23 protein-coding genes are annotated in these 24,915 nt (G+C 49.8%); 22 read left to right on the top strand and 1 reads right to left on the bottom strand.

Annotated elements, in window-relative coordinates:
* The first annotated feature begins 1 nt into the window (after position 1).
* Entirely contained in the window at positions 2-661 is a 660-nt protein-coding gene (rpe, locus tag KJS63_RS02935) for a ribulose-phosphate 3-epimerase (RefSeq protein ID WP_213617876.1), read from the top strand.
* A gap of 177 nt (positions 662-838) precedes the next feature.
* Positions 839-919 (top strand): stage V sporulation protein SpoVM, encoded by an 81-nt coding sequence (gene spoVM / locus KJS63_RS02930; protein ID WP_036621610.1) that lies wholly within the window; start codon positions 839-841, stop codon positions 917-919.
* Positions 920-986: 67 nt separating this feature from the next.
* On the opposite strand, the gene rpmB is transcribed toward spoVM, so the two are convergent.
* Positions 987-1,175, bottom strand: coding sequence for a 50S ribosomal protein L28 (rpmB, locus tag KJS63_RS02925; protein WP_082926854.1), 189 nt, complete (start codon positions 1,173-1,175; stop codon positions 987-989).
* A 192-nt stretch (positions 1,176-1,367) separates the two neighbouring features.
* On the opposite strand from rpmB, the gene KJS63_RS02920 reads away from it, so the two are divergent.
* From KJS63_RS02920 to KJS63_RS02825, 20 genes are all read left to right on the top strand, one after another.
* Positions 1,368-1,727 carry an Asp23/Gls24 family envelope stress response protein gene (locus KJS63_RS02920; RefSeq protein WP_068616783.1) on the top strand — a complete coding sequence of 120 codons (360 nt, stop codon included), beginning with the start codon at positions 1,368-1,370 and terminating at the stop codon, positions 1,725-1,727.
* Positions 1,728-1,742: 15 nt separating this feature from the next.
* On the top strand, positions 1,743-3,524 hold the full coding sequence (locus KJS63_RS02915; protein WP_213617875.1) for a DAK2 domain-containing protein: 1,782 nt from the start codon (positions 1,743-1,745) through the stop codon (positions 3,522-3,524).
* Between the two features lie 39 nt (positions 3,525-3,563).
* On the top strand, positions 3,564-4,430 hold the full coding sequence (locus KJS63_RS02910) for a DegV family protein (protein WP_213617874.1): 867 nt from the start codon (positions 3,564-3,566) through the stop codon (positions 4,428-4,430).
* 16 nt (positions 4,431-4,446) lie between these two features.
* Positions 4,447-6,492 carry an ATP-dependent DNA helicase RecG gene (gene recG / locus KJS63_RS02905; RefSeq protein ID WP_244862472.1) on the top strand — a complete coding sequence of 682 codons (2,046 nt, stop codon included), beginning with the start codon at positions 4,447-4,449 and terminating at the stop codon, positions 6,490-6,492.
* 119 nt (positions 6,493-6,611) lie between these two features.
* On the top strand, positions 6,612-6,899 hold the full coding sequence (locus KJS63_RS02900; RefSeq protein ID WP_068616793.1) for a stage VI sporulation protein F: 288 nt from the start codon (positions 6,612-6,614) through the stop codon (positions 6,897-6,899).
* Between the two features lie 454 nt (positions 6,900-7,353).
* Positions 7,354-7,533 carry a hypothetical protein gene (locus KJS63_RS02895; protein ID WP_148449275.1) on the top strand — a complete coding sequence of 60 codons (180 nt, stop codon included), beginning with the start codon at positions 7,354-7,356 and terminating at the stop codon, positions 7,531-7,533.
* A 331-nt stretch (positions 7,534-7,864) separates the two neighbouring features.
* On the top strand, positions 7,865-8,464 hold the full coding sequence (locus KJS63_RS02890; protein ID WP_213617872.1) for a TetR/AcrR family transcriptional regulator: 600 nt from the start codon (positions 7,865-7,867) through the stop codon (positions 8,462-8,464).
* Entirely contained in the window at positions 8,461-9,207 is a 747-nt protein-coding gene (map, locus tag KJS63_RS02885) for a type I methionyl aminopeptidase (protein WP_213617871.1), read from the top strand. Before KJS63_RS02890 ends, map begins: the two co-directional genes overlap by 4 nt.
* A gap of 213 nt (positions 9,208-9,420) precedes the next feature.
* Positions 9,421-9,798 (top strand): YhjD family protein, encoded by a 378-nt coding sequence (locus KJS63_RS02880; RefSeq protein ID WP_213617870.1) that lies wholly within the window; start codon positions 9,421-9,423, stop codon positions 9,796-9,798.
* A 20-nt stretch (positions 9,799-9,818) separates the two neighbouring features.
* Positions 9,819-11,060, top strand: a complete 1,242-nt coding sequence (locus tag KJS63_RS02875; protein ID WP_213618314.1) for a DNA polymerase IV — start codon at positions 9,819-9,821, stop codon at positions 11,058-11,060.
* Positions 11,061-11,349: 289 nt separating this feature from the next.
* The gene (locus KJS63_RS02870; protein ID WP_213617869.1) at positions 11,350-12,240 is read left to right on the top strand and encodes a carbohydrate ABC transporter permease; all 891 of its coding nucleotides are present in this window, start codon (positions 11,350-11,352) and stop codon (positions 12,238-12,240) included.
* Complete coding sequence (locus KJS63_RS02865; RefSeq protein ID WP_068616805.1) at positions 12,240-13,127, top strand: carbohydrate ABC transporter permease; 888 nt, start codon at positions 12,240-12,242, stop codon at positions 13,125-13,127. Before KJS63_RS02870 ends, KJS63_RS02865 begins: the two co-directional genes overlap by 1 nt.
* Positions 13,128-13,216: 89 nt before the next feature.
* Positions 13,217-14,551, top strand: coding sequence for an ABC transporter substrate-binding protein (locus tag KJS63_RS02860; protein ID WP_213617868.1), 1,335 nt, complete (start codon positions 13,217-13,219; stop codon positions 14,549-14,551).
* Positions 14,552-14,685: 134 nt separating this feature from the next.
* Positions 14,686-15,690 carry a LacI family DNA-binding transcriptional regulator gene (locus KJS63_RS02855; protein WP_068616808.1) on the top strand — a complete coding sequence of 335 codons (1,005 nt, stop codon included), beginning with the start codon at positions 14,686-14,688 and terminating at the stop codon, positions 15,688-15,690.
* Positions 15,691-15,720: 30 nt separating this feature from the next.
* A complete protein-coding gene (locus tag KJS63_RS02850; protein ID WP_213617867.1) occupies positions 15,721-16,704 on the top strand; it encodes an N-acetylglucosamine kinase in 984 nt (327 codons plus the stop codon).
* A gap of 994 nt (positions 16,705-17,698) precedes the next feature.
* Complete coding sequence (locus KJS63_RS02845; protein ID WP_213617866.1) at positions 17,699-19,915, top strand: hypothetical protein; 2,217 nt, start codon at positions 17,699-17,701, stop codon at positions 19,913-19,915.
* Positions 19,916-19,955: 40 nt separating this feature from the next.
* Complete coding sequence (locus tag KJS63_RS02840) at positions 19,956-21,149, top strand: HEAT repeat domain-containing protein (RefSeq protein ID WP_068616815.1); 1,194 nt, start codon at positions 19,956-19,958, stop codon at positions 21,147-21,149.
* A gap of 43 nt (positions 21,150-21,192) precedes the next feature.
* Positions 21,193-22,569, top strand: coding sequence for a glycosyltransferase family 2 protein (locus KJS63_RS02835; protein ID WP_213618313.1), 1,377 nt, complete (start codon positions 21,193-21,195; stop codon positions 22,567-22,569).
* Positions 22,570-22,654: 85 nt separating this feature from the next.
* The gene (locus tag KJS63_RS02830; protein WP_213617865.1) at positions 22,655-23,458 is read left to right on the top strand and encodes a response regulator; all 804 of its coding nucleotides are present in this window, start codon (positions 22,655-22,657) and stop codon (positions 23,456-23,458) included.
* A 62-nt stretch (positions 23,459-23,520) separates the two neighbouring features.
* Positions 23,521-24,885, top strand: coding sequence for a nucleotide sugar dehydrogenase (locus KJS63_RS02825; RefSeq protein ID WP_213617864.1), 1,365 nt, complete (start codon positions 23,521-23,523; stop codon positions 24,883-24,885).
* The last annotated feature ends 30 nt before the right edge of the window (positions 24,886-24,915 follow it).

Raw genomic sequence — 24,915 nt, 5'->3', positions numbered from 1 at the left:
AATGATCAACATTGCACCGTCTATTTTATCTGCGGATTTTGCCAAATTGGGTGAAGAAATCGCCGAGGTGGAGCAAGGAGGAGCAGGCTGGCTTCACATCGATGTTATGGATGGGCGCTTTGTGCCCAATATCACGATGGGCCCCCTTGTGGTTGAGGCCATCAAGCCTCACACCCAGCTCGTTCTGGATGTTCACTTGATGATTGAAAACCCGGAGAATTACATATCTGCTTTTGCCAAAGCGGGAGCTGACTATATCACCGTCCATGCGGAGGCCTGTGTCCATCTACACCGGGTTATCCATCTGATCAAGGAGCATGGTGTGAAGGCAGGGGTTGCGATTAATCCTGGGACTCCGGCTTCGGTGCTGTCTGAGGTGCTGGAAGACCTGGATCTCGTTCTTGTGATGACCGTAAATCCTGGATTTGGAGGTCAATCCTTCATTCCCGCTGCGGTCCGCAAGATCCGTGAACTAAGCGAGATGAAGGAGCAGCGCGGGCGATCGGACCTTCTGATTGAGGTGGACGGCGGAATTACGTCTCAGACGGCTCCGCTTGTTGCCCGGGCAGGAGCGGAGATCCTGGTTGCGGGCAGCGCTGTTTTTGGCCGTAAGGACCGTAAGGAAGCTATAGCCGAGATTATGAACAGTGTGCGTGCATAGGTGAAAATGGGGACAGCCCTGCGCCTGCTTTGATGGAATAGGGCGCGCGTAGGGCGCATACAATGGGTTACATGAGCTAAGGTTCTCATGTAACCTTTTTTTTGTGAGAAGAGCACACAAGGTGCGGGATGGAATCATAGAATAAAGCAAGCATGAGAAGTATGGGGAGGGTGAATGATGAAGTTCTACACATTTAAGTTGCCTAAATTTCTTGGAGGTTTTGTGAAGGCCGTTCTGAATACATTTCACAAGAACTGAAAAAGGGCATTAAAAAAGCACCTCTTCTTGAAAAAAGGTGCTTTTTGTCTATATGCCTGTTCAGAAATTACACACGTGTAACTTTACCGGATTTCAAAGCGCGAGTGCTGACATAAACGCGTTTTGGCTTACCGTTCACAAGGATGCGAACCTTTTGTACGTTAACACCCCAAGTACGACGGTTACGGTTGTTAGCGTGGGATACATGGTTACCAGTGCTAGGCTTTTTGCCTGTTACATAACATTTGCGAGACATGAATTACACCTCCTTGTTCCAATACACCTGCTTAAAACAATACTCCAATATCATATCACAGCAAAAAAAGCTTCGTCAACCGGCTAGCTAACTTTATTTGTCCCGCCAGAGCCTTCTTTTATTTATTTCTCCCTCTTCTTATAGTACAATGTTGATTAGTCCATAATATTTTTAAGGGAGGAGTGAAGGATAGTGGCTATTGAACTGAATACCGAATATGGACAAATTGATATCTCGGATGAAGCGGTAGCGGTAATTGCCGGATCAGCCGCCATGGAATGTTATGGACTCGTGGGGATGGCAAGCCGAAAGCAATTTAAAGACGGTATTGCAGAGCTGCTCGGGCGGGAGAATCTGACCCGGGGAGTAGAAGTGAAACCCGATAACAATAGAATTATTATTAATTTATATATTATAGTTGTTTATGGAATCAAGATATCCGAGGTTGCCCATAACATTCAACAGCGTGTTAAATATGTATTGAACGATATTGTTGGACTTCAAGTAGATGAAGTGAACATTGTGGTACAGGGCGTACGTGTATCAAGCTAGGAAGGGGATTTCTCATTGAGTAAGCGTTCTCTAAATGGAACAGATTTTACAGCTATGGTATTGGCCGGGGCAGATCAGCTTCAGCAACATGCGGAACATGTTAATTCCCTTAATGTGTTTCCGGTTCCGGATGGGGATACCGGCACGAATATGAATCTTACAATGACCGCAGGAGTCAGCGAGCTAACCAAGAGCGGCAGCGGCGGGGTAGGCAGCCGGGCAGGGGTTCTGGCCAAAGGTCTGCTGATGGGCGCACGCGGTAATTCGGGAGTAATTCTATCCCAGTTATTCCGCGGTTTCAGCCGCTATGCGGCTTCTTATGAAGAGCTGAATACCGTTCAGTTCGCTCAAGCTTTGCAGAGCGGTGTGGATACGGCGTACAAGGCGGTAGTCAAACCGGTTGAAGGCACTATCCTTACTGTAGCCAAGGAAGCTGCCAAGCATGCGGTATATTTTGCGCGTCGTACGTCTGATATACCCGAGCTGATGACCGAGGTTCTTGCCAAAGCAAAAGAGGCACTTGCCCATACTCCTGAACAGCTTCCGGTGTTGAAGCAGGTCGGTGTTGTGGATTCCGGTGGTCAAGGCCTGGTGTATATCTATCAAGGTTTTTATGATTATCTGTCAAACCAAATTGCAAATGCTCCATCTGCTGCGGTGGGCACTCAGGGACAAGCCGGATTCAGATCGGCTCCAGCAGTCTCATACACTGCAGCCAAGCCGGCAGCGCAGGCGCCGGTGTCTGCCCAAGCCCGTCTGGAGACGGAGGACATTGAGTTCCTGTATGACATGGAATTCTTCATTAACCGCCAGTTGGGTGATGCCAAGGGCACGGCTTTTGATGAGAATCAGTTCCGTCAAGCACTTGCTGTGAACGGGGATTCCATTATTGTGATTGCTGATGATGAAGTGATCAAGGTGCACGTTCACTCGAAAGCTCCGGGTGAAGTTCTTAATTTGGCTCTCCGGTATGGGGAGATTACCCAAATTCATATTCTGAATATGCGGGAACAGCACCGTGATCTGCTGTCGGCAGGGATGGATGCTGCACCTGCACCGGAGCTGTTCGCGGACATTCCGGCGGAAAAGGCAAGGGTGGCTGAGCCTGCTATCCTGCCAGCTGACGAGCTCGCAGCTTATGGTTTTATTGCTGTGGCTTCAGGACAGGGCATCTCCGATATTTTCACAAGCCTCGGTGTGGACGTGGTCCTGTCCGGGGGACAGACGATGAATCCGAGTACAGAGGACTTCGTAAACGCGATTAACTCGATTTCGGCGCAGCATGTATTTGTGCTGCCAAACAACTCGAACATTGTGCTTGCCGCGCAGCAGGCCCGTGATCTGCTTGAGGGAGAACGAAGCGTGACGGTTATTCCGAGCAAGAGCATTCCTCAAGGCATTGCTGCCGCTTTTGCCTTCCAAGAGGAGGAAAGCGTTCAGATCAACACGGACAGCATGCTGGCTGCGGTAGGTCATGTTAAGACGGGACAGGTCACTTATGCGGTTCGCGATACCCACTTTGATGACCTGGAGATCAAGGCCGGGCATTATATCGGGATTGAAGACTCCAAGATTGTGGCTACAGAAGAAGCTCTTCTTCAGACTTGTGAGTCGTTGCTTGAGAAGATGCTTATTAGCGGTGATGAGATCGTCACGATTCTTACGGGCGAAGAGGCAAGCAGCGACGATACCCTGCTTCTGTCCAACTGGCTGAAGGAGAAATACCCTGACGCCGAAGTGGAGATCCATGAGGGCGGACAGCCTATTTATTACTATTTATTCTCTGTAGAATCCTAATTGGGGAAGGTTCAGAGGACGGGGACGGAGGCAGTATCAATGAATCATATTATTATTGTTACCGACAGTACGGCGGATATTCCGCAGCAGACGGTTTCAGAGTACGGCATTCATGTTATTCCGATGACGGTGAACTTTAAAGATAAGTCTTTTGTGGAAGGCGTGGATATTACTCCGGCTGAATTCTACGACAGGCTGACCAAGTCACCGGAGCTCCCGACCACTTCCCAAACATCTCCTACCCAATATGTAAATGTGTATCAGAGCTTGCTGGAACAGCATCCCGGAGCTTCTATTATATCCATTCATATCTCCTCCGGGATGAGCGGGACTTATCAGTCCGCGCTGCTGGCCAAGTCCATGATGGAGGAAGATGGGACTGTGGCGGATATCACCATCATTGATTCCCGCTGCGCTTCTTACGGATTCGGGCTTCAGGTAGTTGCCGCCGCAAGAATGGCTTCCCGTGGTGCATCCGTTCAGGAGATAGTGGATGAGGTGGAACGTCTGCGGCAGGTCCGCAGGCTCTATTTCCTGGTGGATACACTGGAGTACCTGCAGAAGGGTGGACGTATTCGCAGAGGAGCTGCTCTGATTGGCACGGTGCTTAATGTGAAGCCCATCCTTTCTGTGGATGAGGAAGGCGTTATCTATCCGGTTGACAAGGCGCGTGGCCGCAAAAAAGCGGTGCTGCGGATTGTGGAGCTGTTCCAGAAGGACTTTGGAGATCACAAAGATCTGAATATTGCCGTATGTGACGGGGTTAACCCGGAAACGGCGGAAGACGTCGTGCAGGAAATGTCCAAACATTTCAATCTGCATGAAGTGGTTCGGACTGACATTGGTGCAGTAGTAGGGACTCACGTGGGTCCCGGAATTGTTGCGGTGTTCGTCTGGCCGGCATAAAGTGAGGGATTAATTGATGGATATCCAAAAGATATCCGTAAAGCAGGTCAGCGGCGTGAGTGCTCTCAAAGAGGGAGAGCTTCACGCCTTTGGCGTCTTTACGGTACAGGATTTACTTGAATACTATCCGTTTCGTTATGAGGATTACCGGCTCCGGTCGCTGAGTGAAGTCAAGGACGGCGAGAAGGTGACGGTGCAGGCGAAGGTGATGGGTTTGCCGGTCCTACAGCGTTACGGCAAAAAATCCAGGTTGACGTGCAAGGTGATGGCCGATGAGTGGATGTTCACCGCCACGTGGTTCAACCGCCATTTTCTCAAAGACCAGCTCACCCCTGGCCGTGAGGTTACCCTAACGGGGAAATGGGATCTCCGCCGTGCTCAAATGACGGTATCGGAATCGGAATTTCCCGACAAGGGGGTCATCCGCAGTGGAAGCCTGCAGCCGGTCTATTCTGTAGGCGGCAATATTACTCAGGCTTGGATGCGCAAAACTGTCGGACAAGCACTGACCCAGTTCGGGGAAATGATCCCGGAGATTCTGCCGGAGGAGCTTGTCCGCAAGTATGATCTGATGCCGAGAAAGCAGGCCATTCTGCGCATCCACCAGCCGCTGGACAGCGAGGAAGGGCAGAGAGCCCGGAGCCGGATGGTGTATGAGGAGCTGTTTCTGTTCCAGCTTAAGCTGCAGGCCTACCGGGCTATGAATCATGAGCGGATGGACGGGGTGGTACATACGGTGGATAATGCCACGGTAAGGGAGTTCGTCCGCAGCCTTCCGTTTGAGCTGACCGATGCCCAGAAGAAGGTGGAGCTTGAAATCCTAAAGGATATGCGCTCCCCCTTCTGTATGAACCGGCTGCTTCAGGGCGATGTAGGTTCAGGAAAGACGGTCATTGCGGCGATTGCCCTGTACGCTGCTGTGAAGTCGGGCTGTCAGGGAGCGTTCATGGTGCCGACGGAAATTCTGGCGGAGCAGCATGTGCGGTCACTGGCGAAGCTGTTTGAGCCCTTTGGCGTTACCGTCGGGCTGCTTACCGGGAGTGTGAACGGAAGGAAACGTAAAGATCTGCTGGCATCGCTGCAAATGGGCTTAACCGATGTGGTGGTTGGGACTCACGCACTCATTCAGGAGGACGTTTATTTCCGCAAGCTCAGCCTTGTCGTAACCGATGAGCAGCACCGGTTCGGCGTGAACCAGCGCAGCATTCTGCGGCGCAAGGGCTTTAATCCGGACGTGCTGACGATGACGGCCACACCGATACCCCGCACCCTGGCGATTACCGCTTTCGGGGATATGGATGTCTCCACCTTGTCTGAACGGCCCAAAGGAAGAAAGCCGATTTCTACCTATTGGGTGAAGCATGACAAAATGGACCGGGTGCTTGGCTTCATCTCCCGCGAGATCGGTCAAGGCCGGCAGGCTTATCTGATCTGCCCGCTCATCGAGGAATCCGAGAAGCTCGATGTGCAGAATGCCATCGACCTGTATGTCTCGATGTCCCAGGCGTTCCCGGACTTCAAGGTGGGTCTCTTGCACGGCCGGATGACGGCGGCCGAGAAGGAAGAAGTGATGCGCGAGTTCTATGCGAATGAAGTGCAGCTTCTTGTCTCGACGACGGTGGTCGAGGTCGGCGTGGACGTGCCGAACGCGACGCTGATGATTGTGATGGACGCCGACCGGTTCGGCTTGTCCCAGCTGCATCAGCTTCGCGGCCGGGTTGGCCGGGGGGAGCACGCCTCGTATTGCGTGCTCATCGCCGATCCGAAGTCGGAGGTCGGTCAGGAGCGCATGAAGGTCATGACAGAGACGGACGACGGCTTCGAGGTTGCCCGCCGGGACCTGGAGCTTCGCGGTCCCGGGGACTTCTTCGGCACGAAGCAGAGCGGCGTGCCGGAGTTCCGAATCGCGGACATGGTCAGCGATTTCGCGGTGCTGGAGGCGGCGAGGGAGGATGCCGCCCATCTGGTGGGCGAGGAGGCGTTCTGGACCTCGCCTGCTTACGGCCCGCTGCGGCACTATCTGCAGCGGGAGCAGATTCTGCAGGGCGAGTTAATTGATTAACGAGCGCCAGGTTGCGGCGCCTTAAGAGGTCTTCTGATCAGAAGACCTCTAATTTTTTTGCACTAGAAGACTGCCTGCCGTCATATATTAGATCAGGAGCACGGGAGGTGAGATGGGGCTTGAATTATCAGCAGTACGGCATCAACCCGCAGCTGGTGGAGCGGGTTAAGCTGAAGATGAAGAATAAAGCGGTCAAGGACCGCATAAAGAAGCTGACGGAGAACCTCACGAAGGCCGACTTACAGGACCCGGCCAAGGTGCATAGGCTTGTGAAGTCCTCAGCGGTGATTCTGAACGAGAAGCTGACCGCGGCTCAGGAGCACCAGATGGTGCAGTTCGTGATCATCCAGAAAATCGATCCTAAGAATACGTTTCATTTGATCAAGCTGTGGGGGATGTTCCGGTAACAGCCGACTCCCATTCCTAGTGCGACAAGCTGTCACCGGTGACAGCTTGTTTGCTTTTTTTCAGAGAGATCTTCCGTTCGCTTTAAAGTAGCTTAAAGTAGCTGCCAGACGGTACTCCATTCTTGGCCGGCAAGGAGTCCATGCAAAAGAAGCTCAGTAAAGTTGCTTCCAGGATGGTACTCCGTTTTTAGCTGGCAAGGAGCCATGCAGGGGAGGTCTTTATGTACATTCAACACGCTGCTTGAAGAACGCAAACAGATCATCATCTCCAGTGACCGTCCAGTCTGTCAGGTGACATCACCTGGTGGGGCTGCTGGCTATGTTTATAATATTAGACCTCCAGCCTGCGGATTCGCTGTGAATAGCCACCATCAATTCCTGCAACAATAGAGGATGTATTACTCTTGATGTGTATCCAACGTCTTTGCATCTTGCGTATTTTAAGGAGGAATTCATGATGAGCCCAATTCAGCCGGACAAGAATCTGATGAACACGGTAAAAGATCTCGAAACGACCCCTGTCACCAGCCAGCAGGCCCAGCAGTTCCAGCAGAAGCGGAATGACCGCAGGAAAGAGGCCCTGCACACGGACAACGAGAAGTTTCATAAGACCGAACATAACACTTACAAGTAAAAAAATTACAAGTTAAAAAGCGGTTTGGAACGCTGCCGTATGTCCGGGAGTATTCCGGATGATCAGGGATTCAGGCTCAGGCAAGAGATTTTTTTGCTCAAGTTCCTGTTATGTTTTTTGCAGGTGATCAAGTGGTGCCGTTTCTTAAAGCAAGCCGGTGCTCTTTAGCACAGGGCTTGCTTTGTTATATTTTCCTTTTGGTAAGCCGAACCTTTGCTTCCCTCCCTTTATGCAAAAAAAATGGCCGAACAACATGTTGCTTTTTTCAACAAAAAGGAGTAGTTTTATATTGACATGTTTGTAGGTCAAAAAATAAAGGGGGAGATGCGTTATGACACCCCGCACGAAAGCACAGAATGAGGAAATTCGTGTCCGCCGTATGGCGCAGATTATGAAAGCCGCTGCCAATTCCTATGTGCTCAAAGGCATTAATATGGAAATGCGCGATGTGGCGGCCATGGCCGATCTGGGATATGGCACGGTATATCATTATTACAAGAACAAATTTGATCTACTGGCTGATTTGCTCAGACAAGGACTGAATGAAGCGGCTGAGCTTGCCGGGCGGTATCTGAGCGGGAAAGACCCGTCGATCAATGACTACTGCACGGTCCTGCTGCGAAGGTGGGGCAAGGATCGGACTTTATTCGTTCTCTATAAGCTCGGATGCGAGCAGTTTAGGGAACTTCCGGCTCCAGTTGCTGGGGAACTGGCCGAGGACTTTAGACAGGTGGTTATTAAACCGATAGCCGGGGCCCTGAAATCGGGAACCGAAGCTAAACGGCAGGAGCAGCTAGCCGCTTTGATGATCGCCGGTCTGGTCGGGTGTGCCGGACTGTTGGTGTATGGGACTTCGGATGAGATGAACGAGGAAGATATTGTGAAGCTGCTGTTGGCGGGCTTCAAGACGAGAGGGGCAGATGAACTGTGATTGTATTGAAATCCAAGCAAGAGATTGAGGCTATACGTAGAGCTAGCCAAATTGTGGCTGACTGCCACCGGGAGATTGCCAAGGTGATTGCCCCTGGAATAACAACTGCGGAGATTAATGATATGGTTGCCAAGCATATTATTAAGCTGGGAGGCAAGCAGTTCACAAAAGGATACAATGGTTTTCCGGCAGAGACCTGTGCTTCCATCAATGATGTTGTTGCTCATGGCTTCCCAGGGCCTACGCCGCTGAAGGAAGGCGATATCGCGAAGATTGATATCGTGGTAGAGTGTGACGGCTGGTTCGGAGATTCGGCTTGGTGTTATGAGGTCGGAGAGGTCAGTGAAGCTGCCCGGAAGCTGATGCGGGTTACGCGTGAATGTATGTACCTGGGCATTGAACAAGCTGTCCCGGGTAACCGGCTGGGGGATGTGGTGTCTGCCATTCAGAAGCATGCGGAGAGCAACGGCTTCTCGGTGGTCCGGGACCTGTTGGGGCATGGCATTGGCCGTTCCCTGCATGAAGAGCCTAATTACGAGCATGTTGGCGTAGCCGGGAAAGGCATCCGTCTGAAGGAGGGCATGGTCTTCACCGTGGAGCCGATGATCAACGAAGGAACGTACCGGATCACCATCGATGAGGATGGCTGGACGGCCCGGACCGCGGACGGCAAGCTGTCTGCCCAATATGAGCACACGATTGCGGTTACCGCAGACGGGCCGCTAATTCTTACAGAACAATAAGGTCCGTCCAGTATAGTCTATTCAAGGATGAAAGCCCAATAATAACCTGTTGTCACGGGGAATATTTGTTCGTATTATGAATATAATAAGAACAAACGTTCCTGTCGGTGGTGAATAGTTGATGAATGAATGTACGTGCAGCAGTCCGGCGGATGATAAACGGATTAAAGATACGGATGAGCATACGGCTTTAGGTGAAGGAAGTCCTGTCTTATGAAGCCGGTTCCTTACAGAACGGAGGAAGAGGCCGATTGGGTGAAGGAGCATGTTCTGCTGCCGCTGATTCTCGATTTGATGGAGAGGGATTTGAGGCTGATCTCCTCAGACGCAAGCCCCTTCAAGCTGCCTGAGCTGTATGCGGATGTGCTGCGCAAATTGCAGGCCCGGATCACCCGCGAGCTGGCCCAGATCCGGCAGCAGATGCGTCAGCATGGCATTAAGGTGTATGAGCAGCACCGCACCCGGGCTGGGCTTGAGGCAAAGTACTTATGCCGGGGGTATCAATATGAGTTCTCCATGCTGTGGGGTTTTGCCAAAGCAGAGATCGACAGGCGCGTAATCTTCTACCTGGAAGAGGTGGCGTTTAAGTGAAAGCAGCTGAACGGGTTATTATGCTAGGGGATTGTGAATCCTTCTACGCCAGTGTGGAGAAAGCCGAGCATGATGCTTATAAGGACCGCCCTTTGGTTGTCGCCGGGGATCCGACCCGCAGATCGGGTATTATTCTGGCGGCCTGTCCTCTTGCCAAGAGCTATGGAATAACTACGGCCGAGCGGCTTGGGGAGGCGCTTAGGAAGTGTCCTGATGTGGTTGTAGTGAAGCCGAGAATGCAGCGGTATATTGATATTTCCCTTAAAATCACTAAAATTTACGAGCAGTATACTGATCTGGTTGAGATCTTCTCCATTGACGAGCAGTTCCTGGATGTGACTGGAAGTCTTCGGATTTTTGGAGATCCTTATACGATGGCTTGGTCAATTCAGCAGAAGGTGCTTAAGGAAACCGGAGTCCGGGTGCGCTTTGGAATCAGCTCGAATAAGACGCTGGCCAAGGCAGCCACGGATATGTGGGCGAAGAAAAATAAAGACGGCATTTACGTTCTAAATAAGGCAGAGCTGGCCAAGACGTTGTGGGAGCAGCCGGTGAATAAAATGTTCGGGGTAGGCTCCCGGATGCGAAACCATTTTCTGAGCCTTGGGATGTACACGATCGGGGATGTGGCCAGAACGCCGCTGCCCAGGCTTAAGGAGAAGTTCCGGGCACGATTTGGCAAACAGAGCGATATCCATGCCGAGGTAATGTGGAGAACAGCCAATGGCATAGACGACTCTCCAGTGACACCGGCTACGTTCAACACACCTCCCAAGTCTATCGGCCATATGATGACCCTTCCGCAGGATTATACCCAGGAAGAGCATATTAACACGGTGCTGCTGGAAATTACAGAGGAGGTATGCCGGGATTCCCGACGGAAGGGATATATGGGCCAGGTGGTGTCGGTGAACTGCATGTGCAGCCCTTATGAGGACCCGACGGGGTTCTCGCGTCAGATGAAAATTTCCGATCCGACAAATGATACGAATACGGTATTCCGGGCAGTGAAAGCCCTGTTCTACAAGCACTGGGATCACATGCCGGTGCGTCAGGTCGGGGTAACTCTCAGTCAGCTTGTCAGCGATGAAGAATACCAGCTGAGCCTCTTTGAGGATCTGGAGAGAGTCCAGGCTCTGAACAGGGCCACGGACTCCATCAAGGACAAGTACGGCAGCGCGGCTATTGTAAGAGCCGCATCTTTAACCTCATCAGGCCAGGCACTGGAGAGGTCGCGAAAAATTGGAGGGCATTATAAATAACATGCTTAAGTCAAAATATATATTTTGATCCTATTGGTTTGAGCGGTTTAATTAAGAACAGGCGGCGAATTCGCTGTCTGTTCTTTGGTATGTAAGAAGGCAGCAGGGGATTGGAATGACAAAAATTTAACATAAAATTAAAGCGCATCAAATTATTTAGTGTTGATTTTTTCCAGCAATGTCGAATATACTAATGAAAACGCTTTATATAAATATAGGAGAGGGATATATTTTTTTCTCCAAAAAGTTAAAGCGCTTTAACTTAAATTAAGAAAGGGGTTCAGAGAAAATGGCAGGAAAGATCAGGAGGAGAGAAACCCGCTCATTCTATGCGTTTATTTCTCCGTGGCTCATCGGATTTATTGTACTCACCTTGTACCCGATCCTGTCGTCACTGTATTACAGCTTTACGGACTATGATGTAATTCATGAACCGGTATGGGTCGGATTCGGAAATTTCAGTGAGCTTTTTCAGGATGAGCAGTTCTGGAATTCGATCAGCGTTACTCTGAAGTACACTTTTGTAAGTGTACCACTCACTTTAACGTTGTCTCTGCTGCTAGCGATTCTGATTAACCAGAAGGTGCCGCTGCAGGGCTTCTTCCGCACGGCTATCTACTTTCCGAGCATGATCTCAGGGGTGGCCATGTCCCTGCTGTTCTTCTGGGTGTTCAATCCGCAGGCGGGGCTGTTCAACTACGTGCTGTCATGGTTCGGTGTAGAGCCTATAGCCTGGCTGCTGGATGCCAGATATGCTATGACGGCGCTGATTATTATGTCTTTTTGGGGAATGGGAACAGGCATGCTTATCTTCCTCGCAGGGCTGCAGGGTGTGCCGGCATCGCTTCTGGAAGCGGCTAAGCTGGATGGGGCCGGACGGTGGCGGACCTTTTGGGCGGTTACTTTTCCAATGATCTCCCCGGTATTCTTATTCCAGTTCATCGTGGGGATAATTGAGTCATTCCAGGTATTCACCCAGGCTTATACGGTAACCCAGGGGGGGCCTAGCTACTCGACCTGGTTCTACGTCTACAACATCTATATCAACGCCTTTAAGAACTTCCGTTATGGTTATGCCTCAGCAATGGCCTGGCTGCTTCTGATCGCGGTAATGATCGTGACATATCTGATCATGAAGACCTCGAATAAGTACGTTTATTATGAGGGAGGAAAGAACTAATGGAACAGATCAATCTTGCCGCTCCGGCTCCTGTTCCGGTGAAGTCCAAGCGAAGACCGTTATCCTGGAACCGGATTATCGGGTTCATTCTCCTGCTTCTGGTTACGGTGATTATGCTGGCGCCGCTCTGGTTTATGGTGACCACTTCACTCAAGAACTCGAAGGAAATGCTGGCCTTTCCGCCGACGCTGATTCCTCAGACCTTTGCTTGGGAGAACTTCTCGGAGCTGTTCACAAATACAGAAATTAAGTTCGGGCAGCAGTATATGAACAGCTTGATCGTTGGGGTGCTGGCTGTAATCGGAACGCTGCTGTCCTCCTCACTGGTTGCCTTCGGGTTCGCCAGATATCATACGAAGGTCAGCAATCTGATGTTTATGCTCGTACTCAGCACATTGATGCTGCCTTATCCGGCCATCATGATTCCACAGTTCCTGCTGTTTACAAAGATGGGCATGCACGATACGCTGCTCCCGCTGATCCTGCCGAATTTCTTCGGTTCAGCTTATATGATCTTTCTCCTGCGCCAGTTCTTCTCATCGATTCCGAATGAACTGTACGATGCGGGGCGTATGGACGGCTGCAGCGAGTTCAGGCTGTTCGCCAATCTGACGCTGCCGCTTGCTGGGCCGGCGCTTGCAACCTGTGCGATCTTTACGTTCATCTGGAACTGGAACGACCTGCTCACACCTGTGCTTTACCTGGATTCCCAGGAGAATTTCACCCTGCCAGTCGGACTCGCTTCCATGATGTCATCGAAGTTCCGGCTTGCGCCATGGAACCTGCTGATGGCAGCTTCCATCCTGTCGTCCCTGCCCATCATTGTGCTCTTCACAGTCGCGCAGCGGCGTTTTGTGGAAGGAATTGTACTTACAGGCATCAAGTAACTGCTCACATAGATTGGGTATTACCTGGATTGGGTATTACCTGGGTTACAAAAAAAGAAACGAGAACACAAATTCAGGAGGTTTGGGTTATGAAGAAAAGGTGGTTGTCCGCAATTTTATGTGTGTCATTAGTAACCGTGCTTGCGGGGTGCGGTGGAGGAAGCAAATCAGCCGAAGAGAACGGTGTAGTTACGATTACCCACTACACGATTGACTCTCCGGACCGGACTTTTGTAGAGAAGCTAATCCCTGATTTTGAGAAGAAGCATCCGAATATCAAGATCAAAGTGACAAAGGCGCCATATGAGCAGTTCGACTCCAAGCTGCAGTCTGCCATCGCAGCCAAGAATGGCCCGGATGTAACTTCTCAGTGGGGCTATGGCGGTTTTATGGAATATTACAACAAGGGCATGCTGGCGGATCTGACCCCTTACCTGAAGGATTTCAAGGCTTCGGATTACAACATTCCGGAGAACCTGATGGATATCTACAAGGTGGACGGCAAGACTTATGGTATTCCTCTTAACAGCTACGTCTCCGTCCTGCTGTACAACAAAGACCTGTTTGATAAGGCAGGGGTAGCCTATCCGCCAACCGATTATGAGGACAAGAGCTGGACGTTCGACAAGATGGTGGAGAATGCCAAGAAGCTGACTGTAGATTCCAAGAACCTGGCGGAAGCCCAGTACGGTCTTGACTTCGGCTGGGGTGAAAGAGACCAGCGGCCTCAATATTTCGGGGCTGACGTATATTCGGAAGACACCTGGACTAACGGAGGCAAGCCATCCCAGATCAATCTGGATAAACCGAATGTTATCGATGCCTACAAGCAAATTTACAGTCTGATTTGGGAGAAGAAGGTATCCCCGACACCAGCATTCAGTAAATCCGTCTCTGGACAATTCGGAGATCCGTTCCTGTCCGGCAAGATCGGAATGTCAGCGGTGGGCTCCTGGAGTCTGGCTTCATCGAACAACTTTAACTTTAAAGTGGGCGTAGCCGCTATACCACAAGGTCCGAACGAGAAAGTCCGCAGCGTTCTATATGTTGACCCGCTCTTTGTACTGAAAGATTCCAAACATCCGAAAGAGGCACTCGAATGGATTAAATATTTGATCACCACGGAAGTTCAGGAGAAATCCATCGAGCTGTCCGGAGGTAATCCGCCGGTGAACCAGAAGGCTGCCGAGAAGTACTACGGAAGCTTCGAAGGTATCGAGCCGGCACAGATCAAACAGGTTTATGAAGGTGCATTCAAATACGGATTTGAATCTTACAACCATTTGATGGACAATTATTCCCAAATCAATGAACTGTTCATTAACGAGCTGGCTGGAGTAGAGAATGGCGAGAAGAAAGTGGAGGATGTTCTTCCGGTCATTCAGGAGAAGCTTAAGAAGCTGCTGGATCGTGTAAATAAATAATGGAAGAGCAGGCTGGGGAACGAAAAGAATATTTTCTTCCTCAGCCGCTTGTATTTTTCTTTGTTACCGCAGAGTAGAATGTGATACGGTAGGAGTATCTGATTCTCGAAAGTGCGGATAGGAGTGTTTGCGGTATGAAAGTAAGTATTTTTGATGTAGCTAAAAAGTCCGGGTTATCCGTTGTGACGGTATCCCGGGTGTTAAATAATGCCCCATCAGTCCGGGAGAAGAACCGGGATAAGGTTCTTCAGGCGATGAAGGAACTGAATTATCAGCCCAATGCTGCTGCCCGGAGTCTTGCCCGGGGAAGAACAGGCATTATCGGCCTGTCGCTCTCGACCCTGCACGATTCCTTCTTCGATGCAGTAGTTAAGGAGATCAGTGACCGGCTGGAGGAGCAGGGATACTTTCTGGCCCTGTCGATTGTGACGGGCAGGGAAGAGTCGATGCACCGGCTGATGCTCCAGGAAGACCGGGTTGACGGTGTAATTATGCTCTCTCCGATTAAGGAGGATGAGTCCATGTTTGAGCTGAAGAAGCGGAATATCCCGTTTGTAATGCTCGACAACCAGCAGCCGGGCACCTCTGCTCCGTCGGTCATTGTCGACAACTTCAAGGGTGGTTATGAGGCCACCCGTCATTTAATTGAGCTTGGGCATAAGCAGATTGCCCATATTTCAGGTCCGCAGTTCTTCCTGAGCAGCCGGGAGCGGGAGAGAGGCTTCCGCCAAGCTATGGAAGAAGCGGGGTTAACCCCTTTTGCCGTGGAGCAGGGGATGTTCCAGATTAAATCAGGGAACCAGATCGCATCCGCATGGGTCGAATCAGGTAACCTGCCTACAGCTATTTTTGCAGCAGATGACTATATAGCGCTTGGGGTTATGGATGCCTTTAAAAATGCGGGAATCCGGGTTCCGAACGATGTGTCGGTAGTCGGGTTTGACGATCAAATTATCGCTTCAGAGTTCCGTCCTATGCTGACCACAGTCCGTCAACCGGCGGAGAAGATTGGCCGGCTTGGCGTGGAACTCCTGCTGGGCATGATCAGAGGCTCATCCAAGCGCAACCATACAGTCCAGCTTGATCCGGAGCTTATTATACGGGAGTCGACAGCCAGGCCCTCCAGAGATCAAGCATAGAAGATTATCTATCGCTTGGGAGTGAATGAGTTGAAATATTACTTAGGATTGGATGCGGGAGGAACCAAAACCTATACGCTGATTGCGGATGAGCAGGGAGTAGTTGTTGGCAAGGGCCGCAGCGGCAACGGAAATCATCAGGTCGATTACGAAGAGGCCAAGCGCAATATTACGGAATCCGTAGAAATGGCGCTGCAGGAGGCCAATCTCACGAGGAAGGACATCAGCTTTGCCTATTTTGGGCTTGCTGGAGCTGACAGAGAGGCGGACTATCGAATCTTAAGGCCGCTGATTGGAAGCTTGGGATTTGAACGTTATGATCTGAATTGTGATACGATTATTGCTTTGCGGGCGGGCACAACCCGCCCTTATGGTGTTGTACTTATCTGTGGAACAGGAACGAACAGTGCGGGCCGCAGCCCCGAGGGCATCACCTATCAATGCGGCGGCTTCTCCTATCAATATGGGGATTACGGAGGAGGGGGCGAGCTGGCAGTCGAGGCCTTCCGGTCTGTTGTAAGGGCTTGGGATGGTCGAGAGAGGCCCACCCGGCTTACAGAACTGGTGCTTCAGGAGCTAGGTTATAAGTCAGTGCAGGAGATGGTGGATGATTATATGGATCATGACCGCATACCGCCAAGGCATCTGGTTAAGCTTGTATTTCAGGCTGCCTCGGAGGGGGATGAGGTTGCAGGGGAAATTCTCAGGTTCCAGGGGGTTGAACTCGGCAAATCGGCACGTGCGGTGATCAAACGTCTTGGCATGGAGCAGGAATCATTTGATGTGGTACTGGCCGGCAGCGTTCTTGCCCGTGGTCAGGGGGACATTATCATTGACCAGATACGGCAATATGTAAAAGAGACAGCTCCTGGTGCCTCTGTGGTGCGATTACAGGTGGAGCCAGTAGTTGGTGCGTTGTGGCTTGCCATGGAGGCGGAGGGCGGCGGCAAGCTGTCTCCAGAGGCCTATGACAGGCTGAAGGGCGTCTCAAATCTTGAGGATTGGTTCGCTTAGAAGTGACTCATGGCACAAAGTGTCCTGAATTAAATAAGAGGTTGTCCCTAGAGGGCGACCTCTTTTTCTATGTAACAGGTTTGTTTTAAAAAAAGTTGGATTTGAGAAGTTCGGCTTTTAACGATTTTGTCACATTTTAGAGAGTTAATTTACATTTATTAGATTTTATGGATTTATTGACAATTTTATTAACGATCTTTCACTCTTTAACGAACGGATATCTAGTCTAAAAGGCGGTGTCACCTCTTCATCATGTCTCCGGCACGTCCCTTTCAACAGTTTGGATGCCATCCAGAACCTGTCGAAATGAATGAAATCATGGCGAATCAAGGGAAATCAGGGAATAAGCAAATTGGCAACAAAGGCAGCAAGCTTAACAATTTTTACATAAAAAAGAAGATTAGGTAGTCTGATCCTAGGAAAAAAGGCTGTTTTATTGAGAGGGAGTCCCGGATTTCTAAGGGAAGGGAAGAGGGCTAGCAACCAGGAGACCTAGATTAGGTCTATGTTACCTTTTTTGTAACCTTCCAAAAATTAATAAATGTTGATGCAGTGCGGTTTTATGAGGTTTTTGGATGAGACTATGGTATCAATTCTGTAACCACTTTGGAAATCAATGTAAGAAAAAGTGCAACTTCGATATATCTTTAGCGTTTAATATTACAAAAATTTAAGTTAAAATATGACGGAACTGCAGGAAGCACTGTTGCAGCGCGGTTCATCAGTGGAAACCTCAATCATTAGGTTAATTAAAGTTTTGATCGAGGCGGCTCTTCCAACTCCGTTTCCTTTTCAGTTAAATCTGTAAACATGTTTTGTAATGGAGTGGAAATTTCATGAAAGTCCCGAAAAAAAATGCTTCCATCCGCCTAGTTACTTTATGAGTTCACTTGGTTAATCATAGAGGTATCGACAGGGAGTGGAGGTGTGAAGAGCCATACTATGAAGATCGCCTGCATACAAAAAAATAGCGAGGTGAAAGGGTTTTATACCGATGTCAAAGTTAGCGCGGAAACGAATGATTCTATGGATTACGTTAGGAATTATCCTAATTGGAGGGGCAGCCTCCCTGGTATTCCTGTATCTTCCTCCATCCCACACAAGTTACGCTACCTCGGAAGGTGCGGAAATGAAGTTTCAAACCTCGAAAGACAAATTTCTGAGGTACGACGGAAAGGGCAATTGGAAGGAAGTTTTTGTTAAGGGCGTCAACTTAGGGGCCACCGTACCCGGGCATTTCCCCGGTGAGTTTCCGGCCACAGAAGAGGACTACCTGAGATGGTTTCAACAGATTCATGATATGGGCGCCAACGTGATTCGGGTCTATACGATTCATAATCCCGTGTTTTATACGTCTTTAGTTAAATTCAACCGCGATAAGGGAGAGAATCCGCTCTACTTCATTCAGGGAGTATACTCCCAGGAGGAGCAGCTGATTGAATCCAAGGATGCTTATGGCGGCGGTATTCCGAAAGCTTTTGAAGAGGATATCGACAAGGCGGTAAGTGCAGTTTACGGGGATTTGGATATTCCTGTTAAGCCGGGATTTGCTGGGGGCAAGTACACAACGAATGCCGGTGCCTATCTAATGGCTTGGCATATTGGAACCGAGTGGGATCCGGAGATGGTGGAGAACACCAATAAGGTCCATGCCGGACAAGCCCCGTATCAGGGCAAGTATTTCAGCGCAACCAAGGATGCAAGCCCGTTTGAAAGCTTCCTTGCGAGCATGCTCGACCGGGCGGCGACCAAAGAGAAAAGTTATGGATGGGAGCATCCGGTTACTTTCACGAACTGGGTTACCACCGACGTGCTTAAACATCCGGGTGAGCCCCTATTCCAAGAGGATCTCGTCAGTGTGGATGCAACTCACGTTAAACCGGTAGATTGGGAGGCTGGATACTTCGCGGCATATCACGTGTATCCGTACTATCCCGACTTCTTCCACCTGGATAAGACGCTGGAGACGATTCCGGACGGGAAGGGCGGATTCAACACTTACAAGGCCTATCTGCGCAAGCTCAAAACTTATTACAAGGATATTCCGATTATGGTTACAGAGTATGGTGTACCTTCCTCTTTGGGGGTGTCACATCTTGGTCCTGGAGGACGCAATCAGGGCGGGCACAACGAGAAGGAGCAGGGTGAGATCAATGCTTCCCTCACTAAGGATATTTATGATGAAGGCTACTCTGGAGCTATTCTGTTTATGTGGCAGGATGAATGGTTCAAGAAGACATGGAATACCATGCGCTTCGAAATCCCGGCTGACCGGCGCTCTTACTGGCTGAACGTCCTGACGAACGAGAAACAGTTCGGTGTGGTCTCCATGGGGTCTGGCAAGTCCGACAAAATTATTATTGACGGCAAACTGGATGATTGGGACACGCTTCCGAAGGAACAGGTTACGGAGTGGCAGAAGACTGTACCGGGAATCAACCGCATGAGAGTCACTCATGATGAAGCCTATGTGTATATCGGGCTTGATCTGGACAAAGATTTTGATCCGCAAAAATCCTTGCTGTACCTGGGGACTGATACGGAACCCGGTGGCGATCAACCGGTTAAGGAATTGCCGAACAAAAAGCTTAGTGACGGGCTCGAGAATTTGATTGTGATCGGAAAGGACAATGAGACCCAGGTTAAGATTGCTCCTTCTTATGATTTCCATCGCAGATTGTATGGGCAGTATGGATACTGGATGCTTCCAGAACTGAAGGGTGAGCAGCAGAAAGCTTTCCAGCCATGGAAGCTTGCCGTCAGCTTGACCATGACGCCACCGGATACACGCTCATCACATCCATTCCAGGATGAGACAGTTGGGACACTTAAGAGAGGAACTTCAGACCGCAAAAGTGCGCAGTTCGATTCACTGACTTCATGGCAGTACAGCGGTAAGCAGGTAGAGCTCCGCATTCCATGGATGCTGCTTGGATTCGCAGATCCGAGTTCACAGCAGGTCATCGATTATTCGCCGCTAAAGAAAGGCCGGACGTTCTCAACGACCAAAACGGCAGGAATTACCTTGGTTCCGTGGATTGTTGACCGCGGCACGAAGCAGGTATCCTGGCCGGGAGGCAGCGCAAGTACGCTGAATTTGAAAGACCAGCCGATCTATAAGTGGAATCCATGGGAGACCGTAGAGTACACCGAACACCTCAAATCCGGCTACTACGACCTGAAGGATGTTTATTCAAAAATGAACAAGTAGCACAGTAAATACGAACTTATAGAGGAGGTCTCATTGCATTATGTTTTCACATGTCACCGTGGCTATTTATTTTGTCTATGTGTGCCTCGGATTGATTGGACTGGGAATTGCACTCCTATTCTATATGAAAATCAAGCACCTAAAGATGCTCAAGATGAAAGAGCATTACCGTCTTAAGCATCAGGATTATTTCAAATTTATCCAATCCCACCTTCACGAGAACAGTGAACTTCCGGTGCCGCCAGGTAAGCTGGCGCCACTGGAGAGAAGGGTCATTCAGGATAAACTGGCCGAATTGATTGAGCAGTTCAAGGGAGAGCTTCGCAACAGGCTCGTTGAACTGTGTGAAAGAGCCGGCTTCGTGAAGGATGAGATGGACCAGCTTGAGAGCCTGTTCTTTGGACGCCGGGTCGAAGCGGCCTATCGTCTGGGAAATATGCGGGCACATGAAGCTGTGCCTCGTCTGCTCCAGATGCTGCGGAAACAGAAGTACAGCCCGCTGACAATTATACTTGGACGGGCCATCGCCAAGGCGGCGAAGCAGGAGGACCAGCTTAAGGAAATGCTGACCCTCATGCTGCGTCACGGCAAGCCGATTCATAATCTGGCTGCGGACGTGCTGCTGGAGACGGATCTGGATTCCAGCAAGCTGCTGCTTCAGTTCCTGGAAGACGGAAATCCGGATTTCGTTAAGGTTGCCCTCGTTGCAATGTGGGGACAAGCTGTCCCTGAGGTGATTCCGGCACTTGATAAGCTTGTGGGCGCCGAAGAGAAGGATGTGCGTGCCGAAGCCGTCAAGCTGTACTTAAGTTCTAATCCGGTTCTGAAGGATGAGACAATTAAGCAGCTTATGTCGGACAATAACTGGGAAGTTCGCGCGGCCATCGCCAAATCCCTTGGCTCGCTTCATGCGGCAGGCAGCATTCCACTATTGAGAAACGCTATGCGTGACGAAAACTGGTGGGTTCGCAACAACAGTGCGGAGAGCCTGGCAAAGCTTGGTGAGACAGGATTTGAGATTCTGTGCGAAACGGCTCTGCGAGGTTCCGGGGTTGAGCGGGAGACAGCGCTCTTCCATATTGAGAAGGTGATGAGTGAAGGAGCAGATCATCATGCGGTGGATCAGATGGTTTCCTTCAACAAAAAAAGGCTGCTTTATGACCGGTATTTCGGTGTAACCGAACGCAAACCGGTGCGCAAAGTGGCAGCGGTTGGAGGGGATTATTCTGCTTAGAGATATACTGCTGATCTATGGATTGTTTGCAATTTATTATGTAATGACGGTAAATGCTTTGTACTTTGCAGTGTTGGCGTTTTCGTTTAAGAACATTATGAACATCTTCAGGAGATCGGCTTACTCGAAATACAACACACTGTCCGGTTCGGAACTGGTGCCTGCAGTATCGCTGCTGGTACCAGCCTATAACGAAGAGGTTACCGTTATTGAGAATGTAAAATGTCTGCTGACTCTCAACTATCCGAACTATGAGGTTATTGTCATTAACGATGGTTCAAAAGACGACACACTAGGCGTCTTGGTCAAGGAGTTCGAGCTCGAGAAGATGGCCAATCCCGAGATGAGAAACTCCATTGACTGTCAGGCAATTACCGGGGTTTACCACAATCCTAAGTATCCGCATCTGTTTGTAATTGATAAGCCAAACGGAGGAAAGGCTGACTCCTTGAATGCCGGAATCAACCTGTCCCATTATCCGCTGATTTCTTCAATTGATGCGGACTCCCTTCTGGAGAAGGACGCCTTGATCCGGATGGCCAGACAGTACATGGAGAATCCGGAGGAGACTGTGGCCATCGGCGGAGATGTCCGGATTGCCAATGGATGTCTGATTGAGAACGGTCAGGTTAAGGACTTCTCCCTGCCTAACAAGATGTGGCCGATGTTCCAGGCGATTGAGTATCTCAAGGCATTTCTGGGCGGCCGGATCGGATGGAGCTCCATCAATGGACTGATCATCGTATCCGGTGCGTTTGGACTGTTCCGCAAGGACTATGTCATTGCGGTTGGGGGCTACCGTGGTGGTTACCCGGGCGAGGATATGAACATTATTATCAAGCTTCACAGGTACATGCTGGAGAACAAGCTCCGCTACCGGATCGCTTTCTGTCCCGAGGCCGTGTGCTGGACACAGGCTCCGGACACGTACCATATCCTCTCCAACCAGCGCAAGCGCTGGGGACGCGGTAACTTGAAGAACATGATCGAGAACTACGACATGGCCTTCAATCCGAAATATAAAGTCATGGGTCTTCTGACCATGCCATACAACATTATTTTTGAAGCCTTGAACCCTTATTTCAAGCTTACCGGTCTGCTTGCTCTTGCAGGTTATGTGGCCTTGGATATGACTCAGTGGAAGATTCTGCTGGTGTTCGGATTGATTAACTTCCTGAGCGGTTATTTGTTCAGCATTGGAGCACTGCTGCTTGAGGAGCTTGCCTTCAAACGCTTCACCAAGATTTCCGACTTGTTCAAAATGCTGTTTTACGGGGCATTTAAATTTTTCGGATACTCCCAGCTCGGGACATTGTGGCGTATTCAGGGGCATATCCAGTACCTGCAGAACAATAACTCATGGGGAGCTATGACAAGGCAGAGCTGGAAAGAGAAAAGCGAAACCCCGAGCAGTGCATAATTAACAACGCTTCCCCTGACGGGAAGGATGTGATGCCGACAATAAATCAATATAAATTCAAACTTTACGAAAGGTGGGAATTGAAATGCCCAATACGGCAACGCTCCAAACGGGTATTCAAGAGAACTTATACCAGCACATCGAGGATTGGGTGAAAGCGGCCAAACAGAAGGTATGCGGAGTGTTATTCTTGTATTCCGCGAACGGTCCTGCACATTTGGAAGCCCAGGTTCGTGGAATACTGGAGTCTCAGCCTGATCTTTCCTTTGAAGTTTGGAATAATGAAGAGGGAATTTTAGCTGCTATTATGCCGGGACTTACTCTGGATGCTGTACATTTTGAAGGGCTGCTGCTTAAGCAGCGGCTTCAGGAGACCCTGCCGGATTTAGATCCGCGCATTACCCTGGCCAGCTTCCCTGAACAAGGAGAACCAACAGAATCGGTTCTCAAGCAAATGGCGGAGTCCGCAAAGAGGAGCGTAACCGGCGACATTCACATCTTCTCCAAAGAAGAAGTAAAAGCCGCACGCAGCCGTATTCTGATCGTGGATAACGATGCGACGATCCGTGAATTTCTTCAAATTCGCCTGCAGATGCAGGGATATGAAACGTATGAAGCCGAGGACGGTCTATCCGCACTCGAAATGATTGAGAAGCTGAAGCCGGACATGGTGCTTACCGAACTCAATCTATATGGCATTGATGGCCTGCCTTACATTAACCATATTCAAAATATGAATGTAAGCAAGTCCCCGAAAATTGTTGTTCTGACAGAGCAGAAGGTCGAGCAGACCATTAGTCAATGCTTCCAAAGTGGAGTTGAAGACTATATTACGAAGCCATTCTCGCCCGTAGAACTGGATGCAAGGATTCGTCGTTGCTTTAACTAAGAAGGTTAAGCAGCGGATTTATCCCAAATACACTAAATAGATAAAATGGAGGCTGAGAGATTGTGAATAAAGAATACCATGACTTATTGGGTGCTATTGAATCGAAGAATGCCGTACTTGGTGTGGTTGGACTGGGTTATGTAGGTCTGCCGCTTGCCGTAGAGATGGTTAAGCAGGGATTCCATGTCATCGGTATTGATCTGGATATCTCCAAGATTGATAAACTATATCGTGGAGAATCTTATATTCACGACATTTCCAATGAAACTCTAGCGGAAGTAATCGCCTCCGGCCGGTTCAAGCCGACGGCTGATTACAGCCATATCCGGCAAATTGACGCGATCAGCATCTGCGTACCAACACCGCTTAGTGAGAATCAGGATCCGGATACCTCCTATATTGTGACTGTAGTGGACGAAATCAAACAGTACATGAAAAAAGGCATACTGATTACATTGGAAAGTACTACTTATCCGGGAACGACGGAAGAGCTGATCCAGCATGAGCTGGAAGCTCTGGGTCATGTTGTGGGTGAAGATTTCTTCCTCTGCTTCTCCCCGGAACGGGTGGATCCATCCAACACCCGCTTTAATACATTCAACACGCCGAAAGTTATCGGCGGAACAACTGAGGCCTGCCTGAAGCTGGGCGAGGCGCTTTACAGTAAATATGTCCAGACCGTGGTCCCTGTAACTTCACCAAAGGTGGCAGAAATGTCTAAGCTGCTGGAAAATACATTCCGCAGTGTCAACATTGCCTTCATCAACGAAATGGCCATGATGTGCGACCGCATGGGCATCGACATTTGGGAAGTTATCGACGCGGCAAAAACAAAACCGTTCGGCTTCATGCCGTTCTATCCAGGTCCTGGCATCGGCGGCCACTGCATTCCGCTTGATCCGATGTATCTGTCTTGGAAAGCGAAGGGCTTCCGCTTCTACAGCCAATTTATTGAACTTGCTCAGTCTACGAATGACAACATGCCATACTATGTTGTGAACAAGACCTCGAAGATCCTGAACGAGTATGCTAAGTCGATTAAAAAATCCAACATTCTGATTCTTGGCATGGCCTACAAGCCGGATATTGCGGATCTTCGCGAATCACCAGGGCTTGAAGTCTATGAACTGTTCAAAGACAGCGGTGCTTATGTAAGCTACTATGATCCGCATGCAACAAGCTTCCGTGATAAAGTCGGCGGAACAGTGAACAGCATTGCCTATGATCTGGAGAGCTTCAAGAAGTATGATTGCATCGTTCTGATCACCAACCATAGCGATTTGAATTACAGCGATATTGCAAACTTGGGCGTGCCAATTCTCGACACCCGCAATGCTTTCAAGGCATTCTCCAACCCGCACATCTATAAAATTGGCCATTCCGTACAACAGGTTACCCTGCAGGATGAGCCAGCCCTGATTGTATAACCTAACTGGACAAGAAGGGATGAGGCGGTC

Origin of the sequence: Paenibacillus sp. J22TS3 (genome assembly GCF_018403205.1) — a bacterium.
GTDB lineage: Bacteria > Bacillota > Bacilli > Paenibacillales > Paenibacillaceae > Fontibacillus > Fontibacillus tuaregi.
Note: the sequence above shows the minus strand (reverse complement) of the source record. Positions and strands in the feature narration are given on the sequence as shown.

Excerpts from the sequence above, each read along its gene's own strand:
- rpe (WP_213617876.1), top strand. The coding sequence starts at position 2 with ATGATCAACATTGCACCGTCTATTTTATCTGCGGATTTTGCCAAATTG.
- spoVM (WP_036621610.1), top strand. The coding sequence starts at position 839 with ATGAAGTTCTACACATTTAAGTTGCCTAAATTTCTTGGAGGTTTTGTG.
- rpmB (WP_082926854.1), bottom strand. The coding sequence starts at position 1,175 with ATGTCTCGCAAATGTTATGTAACAGGCAAAAAGCCTAGCACTGGTAAC.
- KJS63_RS02910 (WP_213617874.1), top strand. The coding sequence starts at position 3,564 with ATGAATCATATTATTATTGTTACCGACAGTACGGCGGATATTCCGCAG.
- recG (WP_244862472.1), top strand. The coding sequence starts at position 4,447 with ATGGATATCCAAAAGATATCCGTAAAGCAGGTCAGCGGCGTGAGTGCT.
- KJS63_RS02895 (WP_148449275.1), top strand. The coding sequence starts at position 7,354 with ATGATGAGCCCAATTCAGCCGGACAAGAATCTGATGAACACGGTAAAA.
- KJS63_RS02890 (WP_213617872.1), top strand. The coding sequence starts at position 7,865 with ATGACACCCCGCACGAAAGCACAGAATGAGGAAATTCGTGTCCGCCGT.
- KJS63_RS02880 (WP_213617870.1), top strand. The coding sequence starts at position 9,421 with ATGAAGCCGGTTCCTTACAGAACGGAGGAAGAGGCCGATTGGGTGAAG.
- KJS63_RS02875 (WP_213618314.1), top strand. The coding sequence starts at position 9,819 with ATGCTAGGGGATTGTGAATCCTTCTACGCCAGTGTGGAGAAAGCCGAG.
- KJS63_RS02870 (WP_213617869.1), top strand. The coding sequence starts at position 11,350 with ATGGCAGGAAAGATCAGGAGGAGAGAAACCCGCTCATTCTATGCGTTT.
- KJS63_RS02865 (WP_068616805.1), top strand. The coding sequence starts at position 12,240 with ATGGAACAGATCAATCTTGCCGCTCCGGCTCCTGTTCCGGTGAAGTCC.
- KJS63_RS02860 (WP_213617868.1), top strand. The coding sequence starts at position 13,217 with ATGAAGAAAAGGTGGTTGTCCGCAATTTTATGTGTGTCATTAGTAACC.
- KJS63_RS02855 (WP_068616808.1), top strand. The coding sequence starts at position 14,686 with ATGAAAGTAAGTATTTTTGATGTAGCTAAAAAGTCCGGGTTATCCGTT.
- KJS63_RS02845 (WP_213617866.1), top strand. The coding sequence starts at position 17,699 with ATGTCAAAGTTAGCGCGGAAACGAATGATTCTATGGATTACGTTAGGA.
- KJS63_RS02840 (WP_068616815.1), top strand. The coding sequence starts at position 19,956 with ATGTTTTCACATGTCACCGTGGCTATTTATTTTGTCTATGTGTGCCTC.
- KJS63_RS02835 (WP_213618313.1), top strand. The coding sequence starts at position 21,193 with ATGACGGTAAATGCTTTGTACTTTGCAGTGTTGGCGTTTTCGTTTAAG.
- KJS63_RS02830 (WP_213617865.1), top strand. The coding sequence starts at position 22,655 with ATGCCCAATACGGCAACGCTCCAAACGGGTATTCAAGAGAACTTATAC.